11 protein-coding genes and 1 riboswitch are annotated in these 14,253 nt (G+C 70.9%); of the genes, 5 read left to right on the forward strand and 6 right to left on the reverse strand.

The features are described from left to right. Positions 1–49: 49 nt before the first annotated feature. From HS041_RS01565 to HS041_RS01580, 4 genes are all read left to right on the forward strand, one after another. The gene (locus HS041_RS01565; protein ID WP_196438734.1) at positions 50–2,461 is read left to right on the forward strand and encodes a helicase-associated domain-containing protein; all 2,412 of its coding nucleotides are present in this window, start codon (positions 50–52) and stop codon (positions 2,459–2,461) included. Between the two features lie 98 nt (positions 2,462–2,559). Beyond that, positions 2,560–4,131 carry an AMP-binding protein gene (locus HS041_RS01570; protein ID WP_196438735.1) on the forward strand — a complete coding sequence of 524 codons (1,572 nt, stop codon included), beginning with the start codon at positions 2,560–2,562 and terminating at the stop codon, positions 4,129–4,131. A gap of 46 nt (positions 4,132–4,177) precedes the next feature. Next, entirely contained in the window at positions 4,178–4,570 is a 393-nt protein-coding gene (locus HS041_RS01575; protein ID WP_196438736.1) for a hypothetical protein, read from the forward strand. Positions 4,571–4,640: 70 nt separating this feature from the next. Beyond that, positions 4,641–6,287, forward strand: a complete 1,647-nt coding sequence (locus tag HS041_RS01580) for a DNA repair helicase XPB (protein ID WP_196438737.1) — start codon at positions 4,641–4,643, stop codon at positions 6,285–6,287. A 186-nt stretch (positions 6,288–6,473) separates the two neighbouring features. Here the strand turns inward: HS041_RS01580 and HS041_RS01585 are convergent, their stop codons facing one another. Further along, on the reverse strand, positions 6,474–6,782 hold the full coding sequence (locus HS041_RS01585; protein ID WP_196438738.1) for a hypothetical protein: 309 nt from the start codon (positions 6,780–6,782) through the stop codon (positions 6,474–6,476). A gap of 136 nt (positions 6,783–6,918) precedes the next feature. Between HS041_RS01585 and HS041_RS01590 the strand changes: the two genes are divergently transcribed. Next, a complete protein-coding gene (locus HS041_RS01590; protein ID WP_196438739.1) occupies positions 6,919–8,970 on the forward strand; it encodes a HelD family protein in 2,052 nt (683 codons plus the stop codon). 113 nt (positions 8,971–9,083) lie between these two features. Here HS041_RS01590 and groL read toward each other — a convergent pair whose 3' ends face one another. The 5 genes from groL to HS041_RS01615 all read right to left on the reverse strand — a co-directional run bounded on the left by groL (position 9,084) and on the right by HS041_RS01615 (position 14,161). Beyond that, complete coding sequence (groL, locus tag HS041_RS01595) at positions 9,084–10,709, reverse strand: chaperonin GroEL (protein ID WP_196438740.1); 1,626 nt, start codon at positions 10,707–10,709, stop codon at positions 9,084–9,086. Positions 10,710–11,128: 419 nt separating this feature from the next. Next, entirely contained in the window at positions 11,129–11,329 is a 201-nt protein-coding gene (locus HS041_RS01600; RefSeq protein ID WP_012895270.1) for a cold-shock protein, read from the reverse strand. Positions 11,330–11,720: 391 nt separating this feature from the next. After that, positions 11,721–11,996 carry a MoaD/ThiS family protein gene (locus HS041_RS01605; RefSeq protein ID WP_196438741.1) on the reverse strand — a complete coding sequence of 92 codons (276 nt, stop codon included), beginning with the start codon at positions 11,994–11,996 and terminating at the stop codon, positions 11,721–11,723. A gap of 23 nt (positions 11,997–12,019) precedes the next feature. Then, entirely contained in the window at positions 12,020–13,288 is a 1,269-nt protein-coding gene (thrC, locus tag HS041_RS01610) for a threonine synthase (protein WP_196438742.1), read from the reverse strand. Positions 13,289–13,302: 14 nt separating this feature from the next. Continuing rightward, positions 13,303–13,443, reverse strand: a riboswitch (SAM riboswitch). A gap of 154 nt (positions 13,444–13,597) precedes the next feature. Further along, positions 13,598–14,161: an RNA polymerase sigma factor gene (locus HS041_RS01615; protein WP_196438743.1), complete on the reverse strand. Its 564-nt coding sequence runs from the start codon at positions 14,159–14,161 to the stop codon at positions 13,598–13,600. Positions 14,162–14,253: the final 92 nt, after the last annotated feature.

A 14,253-nucleotide genomic window follows, 5' to 3' on the forward strand; every position in this document is an offset into this window, starting at 1 on the left:
GACATTTGCCTACGGCACATTGTCGGCCGATCGGCCTACCATTGTCGGAATGAGCACGGAGTTCGCGGAGTGGCTGCGCGGCCGGAGCGACGAGCAGCTGAGGGAGCTCGTCGCACTGCGTCCGGAGCTCATCACCCCGGTGCCCGCCCACGTCGAGGGGCTGGCCGGCAGGGCGAGCAGCCCCTCGGCGATCGGCCGGGTGCTCGACCGCCTCGACCGGTTCACCTTCGCGGTCCTGGAGACGCTCGCCGTTCTCGCCTCCCCGGTGGCCTACCGGCCGCTCCGCGCTCAGGTGGCCCGCGGGCTGCGCGGGCCCGCCGACTCGGTGTTCGAGGCCCGCTTCAGGGAGACGGTCGACCGGCTCCGCTCCCTGGCCCTGGTCCACGGGACCGACCGGGCCCTCGTCCCGGCCCCCGGCGTGCGGGAGGTGCTCGACGCCCCCGCGGGCCTCGGCCCGCCCGCGGTGGAGGTGTTCCGCCACTACCACCGGGAGCGCCTGGCCGAGCTCGTCGAGGATCTCGGCGGGGGCGGCGGCGGGGCCAAGGAGGAGCTCGCCGCGCTGCTGGCCGACCGGGAGACCGTCGCGCGGCTGGTCGAGGAGGTCTCGCCGCAGGCCCGCTCGGCCCTCGACGAGCTGACCTGGGGGCCTGCCGGCGGGCGGGTGCCCAACGCGCGCCGGGAGGTGCGGGTGGACACCGCCCGCTCGCCGATCGAGCAGCTCCTGGCCCGCGCGCTGCTGGCCGCGACCGGCGAGGAGTCCGTCGTCCTGCCCCGCGAGGTCGGGCTGTTCCTGCGCGACGGCCGGATCCACCGCGACCTGGCGCCGGTCCCTCCCCCGCTCGACGGCACCGCCCGCGACCGCGTGCTGGCCGACCGCACCGCGGCCGGGCAGGCGTTCACGTTCACCCGCGCGGTGGAGGAGCTGTGTGAGCGGTGGAGCGCCGACCCGCCCGGCGTGCTCCGCGGCGGCGGCCTGGCCGTGCGCGACCTGAAACGCGCCGCGACCCTGCTCGACGTGCCCGAATGGGTGGCCGCCCTGGTCATCGAGGTGGCGCACGCGGCGGGGCTGGTGGCCGCGAGCGGCTCGGTCGACGGCGACTGGATGCCCACCCCCGTCTACGACGCCTGGAAGGTGCGCGCCACCGAGGAGCGCTGGGTGACGCTGGCCACGACCTGGCTCACCATGGACCGGGTGCCGGGCATGATCGGCGAACGTGACGAGCGCGACCGGCTGCGCAGCGCTCTCCACCCCGACCTGCGCCGCGCGGCCGCGCCGGAGATCCGCGCCACCACGCTGGGCATGCTGGCGGTGGCGGGCGGGCCGGACGCCCCCCTGGCCCCGTCCCTGGAGGCGGTCCGCGAGCGCCTGGCCTGGGAGCAGCCGCGCCGCCGGATCACCGACCGCGACCGCCTGGTGGAGTTCGCCCTGCGGGAGGCCGAGCAGATCGGGGTCACCGGCCTGGGCGCGCTCTCCGGTCACGGGCGGGCGCTGCTGCCCTCGGCCTCTCCCCTGGCGTCCGGATCCGAGGGCGGGAGCCGTACGGCGTCCGCCGCGGAGCTGCTGGCCCCGCTGCTGCCCGAGCCTCTCGACCACGTGCTGCTCCAGGCCGACCTGACCGCCGTGGCCCCGGGCCCGCTCACCGGTGAGCTGGGCCGCTGGCTGGCGCTCGCCGCCGACGTGGAGTCCACCGGCGGCGCGACGGTCTACCGGTTCTGCGAGAGCTCGATCCGGCGGGCGCTGGACGCCGGGCAGGGCGCCGACGAGATGCTGGCGATGCTGGAGCGGCACTCCACGACCCCGGTCCCGCAGCCGCTCGGCTACCTGGTGACCGACGTGGCCCGCCGCCACGGCCGCATGCGGATCGGCACCGCCAGCGCCTACGTTCGCTGCGACGACCCCACGGTGCTCGACGAGGTGATGGCCGACCGGCGGGCGATCCCGCTCCGGCTGCGCCGCCTGGCCCCCACCGTGATCGCCTCCAAGACCTCCCGGGCGACCCTGGTCGACTCGTTGCGCGCGATGGGCTACGCCCCGGTGGCCGAGTCCCTCGACGGCGACGTCATCGTCACCCAGCTCGACGTGCGCAGGACCGAGGGCCCCCCGCAACTGCGCGCGCCGGCCGCGTTCACCGGCCTGGACGCCGAGGTGATCACCGCCGCCGTGCGCGCCGTGCGCGCCGGGGACGCCGCGCACCGGTCCCGGCGCAGGCCGGTGGACGCACCCGAGGGGCAGGTGCCGCGCTCCCCCGCGACCGCCACGATCGGTGCGCTGCGTGAGGCCATCCGGCAGGGTTCCCAGGTCTGGATCGGCTACCTCGACTCCCAGGGCAACGCCACCAGCCGCATCCTGGAGCCCGCCCGGATGGAGGGCGGCTATCTCACCGCCTACGACGAGACGCGCGCCGCGGTGCACCGCTTCGCCCTGCACCGCATCACCGGGGTGGCCGAGATCCAGGCATAGGCCGGCGCCGTCCGCCCGGAGGGCCGTGCCGTCAAGCCCGTGCGCCGGGCCCGGCGCACGGGCTTGACGGCACGGCCGTAGCGGATCACGTTGGCGTCATGAGCGCTGAGCACACCCTGGGCCGGCTGGCGGAGGAGTCGTGGACCAGGTTCGATGACTTCGACTCGCTGTACTACGAGGGGACCTGGCACCGCGCGGAGGCGCTCGCCGAGCGCGCGCGGCGCTCCGCGGGCGGCTTCGCGGAGTTCGGGATCGGGCCCGGCGAGCGGGTGGTGGTCATGATGGCCACCTGTCCCGAGGTGACGATCGTCTACCAGGCGCTCTGGGCGGCCGGGGCCGTGGTCACACCGGTGGTCTTCCTCGTCGGGGCCGACGAGCTGCGGCACATCCTCTCCGACAGCGGCGCCGCGGCGGTGGTGACCTCCCCCGAGCTGCTGGGGACCGTACGGGCCGCCGTCTCGGGACTGCCCGGGGAGACTCCCGTGGTCGTGGTGGGCGAGGCCCCGGCGGGCACGACGCCGTTCTCCGAGATCGAGTCCGCGGGAGAGCGGGGCCCGGTCGCGCGCGACCCGGCCGACCTCGCCGCGCTCATGTACACCGGCGGCACGACGGGCCGGGCCAAAGGCGTCATGCTCACCCACGGCGGACTCTGGCACGTCGCACGGGCCGCCTGGGAGATGTCCCGCCTGCCCGGCATGAACCGGATGATCGTCCCGGTGCCGCTCTCGCACGCCTACGGCCTGATCGTCACCATCGCGGGCATGCACGCCGTCGAGCCGCCGCAGGCCGTGCTCATGCGCTGGTTCGACCCCAAGGCCTTCCTGCACCTGGCCGCCGAGCAGCGGGCGCAGTACGGCGCGGTGGTGCCGTCGATGCTCCAGATGCTGCTGGCCGAGCCGCTGGAGGAGGTCAGCCTGCCCGAGCTGCGCTATCTGACCTGCGGGGCGGCGCCGCTGGGCCGGGAGGTGCTGGAGGAGTTCGAGCGGCGGGTGCCGGGCGTGCAGATCCTGGAGGGATACGGCCTGACCGAGACCAGCGCGGTCACCACCTTCAACCCGCCCGGCAGGCGCAAGGTCGGCAGCGTGGGCCTGCCGCTCCCCGGCTACACGATCACTGTCAGGGACGACGACGGCGAGGAGCTGGAGATCGGTGACGTGGGCGAGATCTGCGTCCGCGGCGAGGCGCTGATGCGGGGGTACTGGACCGGCGACCCCGGCGTCGCCGCCCCCGACACGGCGCCGGTCCCGTCCTCGACGGCGCTGGTCGGCGACGAGCTCTACACCGGCGACATCGGCTGCCTGGACGACGACGGCTACCTGCACATCGTGGACCGGAAGAAGGACCTGATCATCAGGGGCGGGTTCAACGTCTTCCCCCGTGACGTCGAGGACGCCCTGAACGAGCACCCCGGCGTGCTGATGTCCGGTGTGGTCGGCCGCCCCGACCCGGTCCACGGAGAGGAGGTGGTGGCCTTCGTCCAGCTCCGGCCGGACGCCGCGGCCACGGCCGAGGAGCTCATCGCCTGGGCCCGTGTCCGGGTCGGCCGGGTGAAGTACCCCCGCGAACTGCACTTCACCGACTCGATCCCGGTCACCAGCATCCTCAAGCTCGACCGCAAGGCCCTGCGTGCCCGTCTCGGCATCCCCGGGTCCGATCCCTCGTCGCCGTGATATCTGTTGAGCTGCACGGTTCCGCAGAAGCGAGACGGGTTTTCCAGTGATCAGTGGCACCCCCGAAGGCCCCAGCACGAGTCCGGATGGCGGGAAGAGCCCCTACGGCGCCTACGACCCCTACGGATCCCACAGCTCCTACGGGCAGGGGTACGGCTACGCGGCCGGGCCCTACCACGACGTCGAGGGGGTCAGGACCCACGCGATCGTCGCGATGGTGGTCAGCATCACGCTGGCGCTGAGCTGTTTCGTCAGTCTCGGCGGCATCGTCGGGACCATCCTGTCCGGGATCGCGCTCGGCAAGGTCGAGACCGAGCCCGCGCGGGCCCGGGGCCTGATCAGGTGGGTCTGGATCGGCATCGGCGTCAACCTGGGGCTGATCGCCCTGGCCACCACCACCTTCCTCGTCGCGGGGCTCAGCAACGCCTTCGGTTCCTGAGCCCGTCCGGGACTTCCGGGGCGCGTCGGCTTGTTGGATATGCGGTAGCCGTACACGAGGGAGAGATTCCGTGGCCGATGGCCCGTTGATCGTGCAGTCCGACAAGACCCTCCTGCTCGAGGTCGACCACGAGCAGGCCGATGAGTGCCGTAAGACGATCGCGCCCTTCGCCGAGCTGGAGCGCGCGCCCGAGCACGTGCACACCTACCGGGTGACCCCGCTGGCGCTGTGGAACGCGCGGGCCGCGGGGCATGATGCCGAGCAGGTGATCGACGCGCTGATCGGCTACAGCCGCTACCCGGTGCCGCACGCCCTGCTGGTGGACATCGCCGAGACCATGGCGCGGTACGGCAGGCTCCGGCTGGAGAAGCACCCCGTCCACGGGCTGGTGCTGACCAGCACCGACCGGGCCGTGCTGGAGGAGGTGCTGCGCTCGAAGAAGATCCAGCCGCTGCTGGGCGAGCGGCTGGACGGCGACGCGGTGGCGGTCCATCCGAGCGAGCGCGGCAACATCAAGCAGCTCCTGCTCAAGCTGGGCTGGCCCGCCGAGGACCTGGCCGGCTACGTCGACGGCGAGGCCCACCCGATCGAGCTGGCCGAGGACGGCTGGGAGCTGCGCTCCTACCAGCGCGAGGCGGCCGAGGCGTTCTGGCACGGCGGTTCGGGCGTGGTCGTGCTCCCCTGCGGGGCGGGCAAGACGATCGTGGGCGCGGCGACGATGGCGCACGCCAGGGCCACCACGCTGATCCTGGTGACGAACACGGTCTCGGCGCACCAGTGGAAGCAGGAGCTGCTCCGGCGGACCTCCCTGACCGAGGACGAGATCGGCGAGTACACCGGAACCAAGAAGGAGATCCGGCCCGTCACCATCGCCACCTACCAGGTCATGACGACGCGGCGGCAGGGCGTCTACCGGCACCTGGAGCTGTTCGACGCGCGCGACTGGGGCCTGATCATCTACGACGAGGTGCACCTGCTGCCCGCGCCGATCTTCCGGATGACCGCCGACCTGCAGGCCAGGAGGCGGGTCGGGCTGACCGCGACGCTGGTGCGCGAGGACGGCCGGGAGGGCGACGTGTTCTCGCTGATCGGCCCCAAGCGCTACGACGCCCCGTGGAAGGAGATGGAGAACCAGGGCTGGATCGCCCCGGCCGACTGCGTCGAGGTGCGGGTCACGCTCAGCGACGAGGAGCGGCTCGCCTACGCGATGGCCGACTCCGAGGAGCGCTACCGGTTCTGCGCGACCACGCCGTCCAAGACGCGGGTCACCGAGGCCCTGGTCAGGCGGCACCCGGACGAGCAGGTGCTGGTCATCGGCCAGTACATCGACCAGCTCGACGAGCTGGGCGAGCACCTGGGCGCACCGGTGATCAAGGGGGAGACCAAGGTCAAGGAGCGCGAACGGCTCTTCCAGGCCTTCCGCGACAAGGAGATCCAGGTCCTGGTCGTCTCGAAGGTGGCCAACTTCTCCATCGACCTGCCGGAGGCGTCGGTGGCCGTCCAGGTCTCCGGCACCTTCGGGTCACGGCAGGAGGAGGCCCAGCGGCTGGGCCGGGTGCTGCGCCCCAAGTCCGGCGGGGGCGGGGCCCGGTTCTACTCCGTGGTGAGCAGGGACACCGTCGACCAGGAGTTCGCCGCGCACCGGCAGCGGTTCCTGGCCGAGCAGGGATACGCGTACCAGATCATCGATGCGGACGACGTGCTCGCCGGCGACTAGGCCGCGGGACGAGCACATCGATCGTCCGAATCAGATCCACGAGATACCGCGGGTCCTCGACAAACAAACCACCCCCTCGCTGGGTCGTGATGACCTGTGGCGGCATACCCTATGATCCGCGCATTTCACCGGGTATGCCCGCCTTTTTCGCTGTTTCATGAAGAATGACCGACAGTTATGGGGTGGCTACTTAACGATCATCCCTCCGGCGAACAACGTGCCCTCGGCGGCCGTCCAGGCGATCAGGGCGGCCCCCGTGAGTCTCATCAGGCGTCTCTCGTCGCGGCGGGCTCCCGGGGGCAGCCAGGCGGCCGCCGTACAGCCGGCCGCGGTGGCGGCGAACAGGCCCGAGAACAGTGCGACCCCGTTCATCCGGCCGGCGCAGCCCTCGTCGGAGCAGAAGGCCTTCGTCCCCCAGCCCGCGAAGACCGACAGGATCCAGAGCGTCGCGAGCAGCGCATTGGCCACGGTCGGTATCACGATGGAGATCCGCACGGCCTCGGAGATACCCCCGGGGCCCGCTCCTCACTCCGGGTTAATCCTTTTGAGACCGGTGAGGGCCCTCGGTAAGCTGGTCAATTCGCTGCCTGATGACCACCACCTCCGTTTACCGAATGGGAGGCGCTTTCGCATGCCCGCAGACCAGCTGGCCCCCGACATAGACCCCGCCCCGTCTCCGGCGCCCGAAGCCGGGGCCGACCCCGCGGCGGCCCTCGCCGCCGAACGCGATCATCTGGCCGTCTCCAGGGCCGCCCTGCGCGCGATGCGCGAACACGCCCAGTCCCTCTCCTCCGACGCCGCCGGCGACTGGGTCTCCCAGCAGATCCTGCAGGCGCTGCTGGACCAGCGGGTGGCGGCGCTCGCCGATCATGCGGGCACGCCGCTCTTCTTCGGCCGCCTCGACCGCTCGGCCGACGACGACCTGCCCTCCACCATCTACGTCGGACGCAGGCACGTCCACGACGACCGCAGCCGCCCCCTGGTCATCGACTGGCGCGCCCCGGTCTCCCGGGCGTTCTACCAGGCCAGCCCGTCGGATCCGATGGGCGTCTCGCGCCGCCGCCGGTTCGGTTACCACGGGGGCGAGCTGACCGCCTTCGAGGACGAGCACCTCGGCCAGGGCGAGGCCCTCCAGCAGTCGAAGATCCTCACCGAGGAGATCGAGCGCCCCCGCTCCGGCCCGATGCGCGACATCGTCGCGACCATCCAGCCCGACCAGGACGAGATCGTGCGCGCCGAGCTGGGGCAGACGGTGTGCGTGCAGGGCGCGCCGGGCACCGGCAAGACCGCCGTCGGCCTGCACCGGGCCGCCTATCTGCTCTTCACCCACCGGGAGAAGCTCGCCCGCTCCGGCGTGATGATCGTCGGGCCCAACCGGGCCTTCCTGTCCTACATCTCCTCGGTGCTCCCCGCGCTGGGCGAGGTCAAGGTCGACCAGACCACGGTCGCGGGCATCCTCGGCGAGCACTCCGCACCCGAGGACCCGGCGGTCTCCGCGATCAAGGGCGACGCGAGGATCGTGCCGGTACTGGAGCGCGCGCTCTGGATGCACATCGTCAAGCCGGCCGAGGGCGTGCTGTTCACCAAGGGGGTCAACCGCTACCGGGTCGCCGACCACGAGGTCCGCGAGATCGTCGCCTCGCTGCGCGGCACCACCCGGTACGGCCCCGGCCGCGCGGCCCTCGCGCAGCGGCTGGCCCACCAGATCCTCGTCCGGATGGAGCAGCGCGGCGAGTCCCCCGACGACCGCGTGCAGGACGCGGTCGCCCGCTCCAAGCCGGTCCGTCAGGTGGTGGACGCGGTCTGGCCCAAGCTCACCCCCGCCCAGGTGCTGTACCGGCTCTTCAGCGATGCGGAGTTCCTCGCCGCGGCGGCGAGGCACGACCTCACCGCCGACGAGCGGGCCGCCCTGATCTGGGCCAAACCGGCCAAGTCGTTCCGCTCGGCGAAGTGGTCGGCGGCCGACGGCGCGCTGATGGACGAGCTCGGGGACATGATCGAGCGGACTCCGGTCCTCGGCCACCTGGTCGTGGACGAGGCCCAGGACCTCTCGGTGATGCAGCTGCGCGCGCTCGGGCGGCGGTGCCGTACCGGCTCGGCGACCGTGCTGGGCGACATCGCCCAGGGCACCACTCCCTGGTCGGCCCGCTCCTGGACGGAGGTCCTCGCCCACCTGGGCTTCGCCGACGGCGCGGTCACCGAGCTGACCCTCGGCTTCCGCGTCCCCCGCGAGATCCTCGACTACGCCGCCCGGCTGCTGCCCGCCGTCGCCCCGGACCTGGCCGCGCCCCGGTCGCTCCGCCCCGGCGCGGGCTCGCTGTCCGTGCGGCCCGCACCCGACCTGGCCGCCGCCCTGGCCGAGGCCGCGGGCCGGGCCCTGTCCCGGGAGGGCTCGATCGGCGTCATCGTCCCCGACGCCTCGGTGCAGGCCGTCGCCGGGATGCTCGCCCACCTCGACCACCGCGTGCTCTCCCCTGACTCGGTCGAGGAGCACCGGCTGCTGGTCGTGCCCGCCACCCTGGCCAAAGGTCTGGAGTACGACCACGTCATCGTGGTCGAGCCCGCCGACATCGTGGCGGCCGAACCCCGGGGCCTGGCCCGGCTGTACGTGGTGCTCACCCGTGCGGTCACGTCCCTGACCGTGCTGCACGCCAAGGAGCTGCCGGCCGAGCTGGCCGGCTGAGCCGCCGTACCGGCCCGGTTGTCGCCATCCCCCGGTGCGGCGTGCCGCACCGGGGAAAAAGAAAGGGCCGGTCCCGTGGCGGGACCGGCCTCTTCTCTGAGCTGGCGCCGGACTTAGAAGTCCATGTCGCCGCCGCCCGGCATGGCGGGGGCGGCAGAGGCCTTCTCGGGCTTCTCGGCGATGACGGCCTCGGTGGTGAGGAACAGCGCCGCGATGGACGCCGCGTTCTGCAGAGCGGAACGGGTCACCTTGGCCGGGTCGATGATGCCCGACTCGAACATGTTGACGTACTCGCCGGTGGCGGCGTTGAGGCCCTCACCCGGGGTGAGGTTGCGCACCTTCTCCACCACGACGCCGCCCTCGAGGCCGGCGTTGACGGCGATCTGCTTCAGCGGCTCCTCGAGCGCCTTGCGGACGATCGCGGCACCGGTGGCCTCGTCGCCGGAGAGCTCCAGCTTGTCGAAGGCCTTGGCGCCGGCCTGCAGCAGGGCCACGCCACCGCCGGGGACGATGCCCTCCTCGACGGCCGCCTTGGCGTTGCGGACGGCGTCCTCGATGCGGTGCTTGCGCTCCTTGAGCTCGACCTCGGTCGCCGCGCCGGCCTTGATGACGGCGACGCCGCCGGCCAGCTTGGCGAGACGCTCCTGGAGCTTCTCGCGGTCGTAGTCGGAGTCGGTGTTCTCGATCTCGGCGCGGATCTGGTTGACCCGGCCGGCGATCTGCTCGGCGTCGCCGGCACCGTCGACGATGGTGGTCTCGTCCTTGGTGACGATGACCTGGCGGGCGCGGCCGAGCTGGTCCAGCGTGGTGGACTCCAGCTTGAGGCCGAGGTCCTCGCTGATGACCTGGGCGCCGGTCAGGATGCCGATGTCGCCCAGCATGGCCTTGCGGCGGTCACCGAAGCCCGGGGCCTTGACGGCGACCGAGCGGAACAGGCCGCGGATCTTGTTGACGACCAGGGTGGCCAGGGCCTCGCCCTCGACGTCCTCGGCGATGATCAGCAGCGGCTTGCCGGCCTGCACGACCTTGTCGAGAACCGGGAGCAGGTCCTTGTTGGCGGAGACCTTCGAGTTGACGACCAGGATGTACGGGTCCTCGAGGACGGCCTCCATGCGCTCGGGGTCGGTCACGAAGTACATCGAGGTGAGACCCTTGTCGAAGCGCATGCCCTCGGTGAGCTCGAGCTCGAGGCCGAAGGTGTTGCTCTCCTCGACGGTGATGACGCCTTCCTTGCCGACCTTGTCCATCGCCTCGGCGATCATCTCGCCGATCTGGGCGTCGCCCGCGGAGATGGAGGCAGTGGAGGCGATCTGCGCCTTCGTCTCCACGTCCTTGGCCAGCTTCGAGAGCTCCTCGGAGACGCGCTCGACGGCGGCCTCGATGCCCTTCTTCAGGGACATGGGGTTGGCGCCGGCGGCGACGTTGCGAAGGCCCTCACGGACCAGCGCCTGAGCGAGCACGGTGGCGGTGGTGGTGCCGTCGCCCGCGACGTCGTCGGTCTTCTTGGCGACTTCCTTGACGAGCTCGGCCCCGATCTTCTCCCACGGGTCCTCGAGCTCGATCTCCTTGGCGATGGAGACACCGTCGTTGGTGATCGTGGGGGCGCCCCACTTCTTCTCCAGCACGACGTTACGGCCCTTGGGGCCGAGGGTCACCTTGACGGCGTCCGCGAGCTGGTTCATACCGCGCTCGAGACCGCGCCGGGCGTCCTCGTCAAACGCGATCATCTTGGCTGCCATACGGCTAGACCTCCCAAACACGGGGTGGCGTGCACCGGATCGAGCCGACGCCCGCGACGGCATGTGGACCCGCGACTCCGTTCGGCGGGCCCCATCGCCTCGATCCAGATTTGGCACTCTCGAACAGAGAGTGCCAACGAACTGTTTAGCACTCTACCCTGCCGAGTGCAAGCGTCGACCATCCTGACCTGCACTCAGCTCAGAGCGAAGCGGGCGGCAGCGGACCCGGCCGGAAACAGGGATGTGATCGGGCGACGGAACCCGGCAATCAGCGAAAGCGAGCAGGAAACAACCCCGGGAATGCGAGGGCCCGGCCCGCCGCGAGATGGCGGGCCGGGCCGACATGTGCGGAGACCCACGCGGACTGCGCTGCCGCGGGGATCCACCGGCAGTTCTCCACGCTGCGGCGGATGACCGCCTCAGACGGCCCGGACGGACTCCGCCTGGGGACCCTTCTGACCCTGAGTGATCTCGAACTCGACCCGCTGGCCCTGCTCGAGCGCACGGTAGCCATCCATCATGATCGCGGAGTAATGGACGAACACATCCTTACCACCGTCTACCGCGATGAAGCCGTAGCCCTTGTCCGCGTTGAACCATTTGACGGTGCCTTGCGCCACTTCCGACTCCTCTTACCGGACTTTGAGAACCACGCCCATTCCACTCGCGCAGCCCTCGACCTCCGAGGCGGAGACACCGCCCGCGTCGATCGTTCTCGACCATACCTGTGAGACACCGTGGGGCAACAGAGTCAATCACTGACTAATGCTTTAGAAGCCATTTTCATACGTAACAGAGTTTTGCTATCACGATTAGTTAGTTCAATTTTGTATTATTTCATTGGCCACACCGGTGACCTGCCGCCACAAAGCACGACACCCGCACGCGGCCGGGCCGGTGCGGGTGTCGGTAAGCGCCGCGGAAGCGCCACGGCAGCGCCATGAGGACTCTGCGGGACGCCTGTGGAGGCGCTCTGCAGGGGGCGCGGGAGGGGCGCCCTGGGCGTCGGGACTAACCCCCGGCGACCGCCGGGATGATGGAGATCTGGACGCCGTCCGGTGTGGCGGTGTCGAGATTGTCCGCGAAACGGACGTCCTCTTCACCGACATAGACGTTGACGAAACGACGAATCTTGCCCGTTTCATCAAGAATGCGCGCGCCGATGCCGGGGAAGTCGGCGTCGAGCTTCTGCAGGACCTCGCGGAGGGTGGCGCCCTGCCCGCTCACTTCTGCGGAGCCGTTGGTATATGTGCGCAGAATCGTCGGAATCCGTACAGAAACAGTCATGGCAGCGGACCTTTCAGGAGTTCTTATGCGAAAGCCGTACGGAATGCGTCAAGGGACGGGCGAATGACCGCCGTGGGCCGCGCCTGGTCGGCCACCGCGTCGAGGGTCTTCAGGCCGTCCCCGGTGTTGAGGACCACCGTCTCGGCGTCGGGGTCGAGCCTGCCCTCGGCGGCCAGCTTGCGCAGCACGCCGACGGTGACGCCGCCCGCGGTCTCCGCGAAGATGCCCTCGGTCCTGGCCAGCAGCCGGATCGCCTCGACGATCTCGGAGTCCGTGACGTCCTCCACCGCGCCACCGGTGCGCCGGGCGATGTCCAGGACGTAGGGACCGTCCGCCGGGTTGCCGATCGCCAGCGACTTGGCGATCGTGTCCGGCCTCACCGGCCGGATCACGTCGTGGCCCGCCTTGTACGCGGCCGAGACCGGGGAGCACCCCTCGGCCTGGGCGGCGAAGATCTTGTATGGCTTCTCCTCGACGAGGCCGAGGGCGATCAGCTCCTTGAACCCCTTGTCGATCTTCGTGAGCTGGGAGCCGGAGGCCACCGGGATGACGATCTGGTCCGGGATCCGCCAGCCGAGCTGCTCGGCGATCTCATAGGCCAGCGTCTTGGAGCCCTCCGCGTAGTACGGGCGGAGGTTGACGTTGACGAAGCCCCACTTGTCGCCCAGCTCGTCGCCGATGAGCTCGGAGCAGAAGCGGTTCACGTCGTCGTAGGTGCCGTCGATGCCGACGAGCCGCCCGCCGTACACCGAGGCCATGACGATCTTGGCCTGCTCCAGGTCGGCGGGGATGAACACGCAGGCGTCCAGGCCGGCGCGGGCGGCGGCGGCGGTGACCGCCCCGGCGAGGTTGCCGGTGGAGGAGCAGGACAGGGTGTGGAAGCCGAAGTTGCGGGCCGCCTCGACGGCGATGGCCACCACGCGGTCCTTGAAGGAGTGCGTGGGGTTGCCGGAGTCGTCCTTCACGTGCAGGGAGCGCAGGCCCAGCTCCCGGGCGAGGTTGTCGGCCTTGACCAGCTTGGTCCAGCCGGGGGCCATGTTGGGCTTGGCCGTCACGTCCACCGGGACCGGGAGCAGCGAGCGGTAGCGCCAGATGTTGGTCGGCCCCGCGGCGATCTGCTCGCGGGTGACCTTCGGGAACTCGTAGGCGATTTCGAGAGGACCGAAACACTCGGCACAGGCGAAGCTGGGGCCGAGGTCGTAGCGGGCTCCGCACTCCCGGCAGGACAGTGCGACGGCGGGACCGAAGTCCAGGGCGAGAGCGGAGGAGGTTTCAGCGGTCGTGAGCGCCATGAAGCGAGGCCTTTCCCTCATCTTCGTCTGCGGCCACCTTGGTCGCAGACCGGAATTGGCACCTGTCCCGGCCGACCTCGTCAGATCACGAGTCTTGAACCGGGAGGGTTGCCGGGGCTTCGCAGGGCCGGTCCCTCCACCCCTCTGGATGAGCACATATGAAGTTATCGACCTGGCGAGCAGGTCGCATTCACTCTACCTCGCCCGTTCCGCTTCTCGGCCCCCCATCTCACTTGGCGAGACGCGATGTGTTACCTGATGGACGACGCCGGTCGGTCCGAGGTCCCCGGGGGCGGTCCGCGCCGGTTCTCAGGCGCGGAACCCGTAGGCGTCGCCCAGGGCCCCCTGCACGTACTTGCGGGCCTGGTGGATGCGGGACTTGGCGGTGCCGAGGGGGATGCCGAGCTGCTCGGCCACCTCGTTGTAGTCGAGCTGGCAGATGTCGCGCAGCACCAGCGCCTGGGCCAGCTCGGGCTTGTCGGCCTCCAGGGCCTCCATCGCGTCGAGCAGGTCCAGGCGGGAGCCCGCGATCACGCTCACCCGGGCGACGTCGGGCTTCTGCAGCGGCAGCTCGTCGGAGCTCTGCTCGGCGGCCCGGCGCTTCAGCGAGCGGTAGGTGGTCCTGGCGCAGTTGGCGGTCACGATGTGCAGCCAGGTGCTGAACCTGGCCCGGCCCTCGAAGCGGCCGATGTTGCGGGCCACCGCCAGGAGGGTGTCCTGGCTCGCCTCCTCGGCGTCCTGCCGGTAGGGCAGGATCCGGCCGCAGTGCCGCAGCACGTCGGGCTCGATCCGTTTGAGCAGCTCTCCCAGGGCACGGTGGTCGCCGCGGGCGGCCGTACGGGCCAGTTCCTCGGTCGTCTCGTCCAGCGCCATCACGAGCCCCCATCAGCGGTCACAGTCGCTGCACATCCTACGGTCGCAGGTCATGGAAGGTTAACCTTCGTGGCAAGCATGTCCGCCGGCTA

The sequence above is a fragment of the Planomonospora sp. ID67723 genome, from assembly GCF_015711605.1.
Lineage (GTDB): Bacteria > Actinomycetota > Actinomycetes > Streptosporangiales > Streptosporangiaceae > Planomonospora_A.

Coding starts and splice junctions, on each gene's coding strand:
- HS041_RS01565 (WP_196438734.1), top strand. CDS start 50: ATGAGCACGGAGTTCGCGGAGTGGCTGCGCGGCCGGAGCGACGAGCAG.
- HS041_RS01570 (WP_196438735.1), top strand. CDS start 2,560: ATGAGCGCTGAGCACACCCTGGGCCGGCTGGCGGAGGAGTCGTGGACC.
- HS041_RS01590 (WP_196438739.1), top strand. CDS start 6,919: ATGCCCGCAGACCAGCTGGCCCCCGACATAGACCCCGCCCCGTCTCCG.
- groL (WP_196438740.1), bottom strand. CDS start 10,709: ATGGCAGCCAAGATGATCGCGTTTGACGAGGACGCCCGGCGCGGTCTC.
- HS041_RS01605 (WP_196438741.1), bottom strand. CDS start 11,996: ATGACTGTTTCTGTACGGATTCCGACGATTCTGCGCACATATACCAAC.
- thrC (WP_196438742.1), bottom strand. CDS start 13,288: ATGGCGCTCACGACCGCTGAAACCTCCTCCGCTCTCGCCCTGGACTTC.
- HS041_RS01615 (WP_196438743.1), bottom strand. CDS start 14,161: ATGGCGCTGGACGAGACGACCGAGGAACTGGCCCGTACGGCCGCCCGC.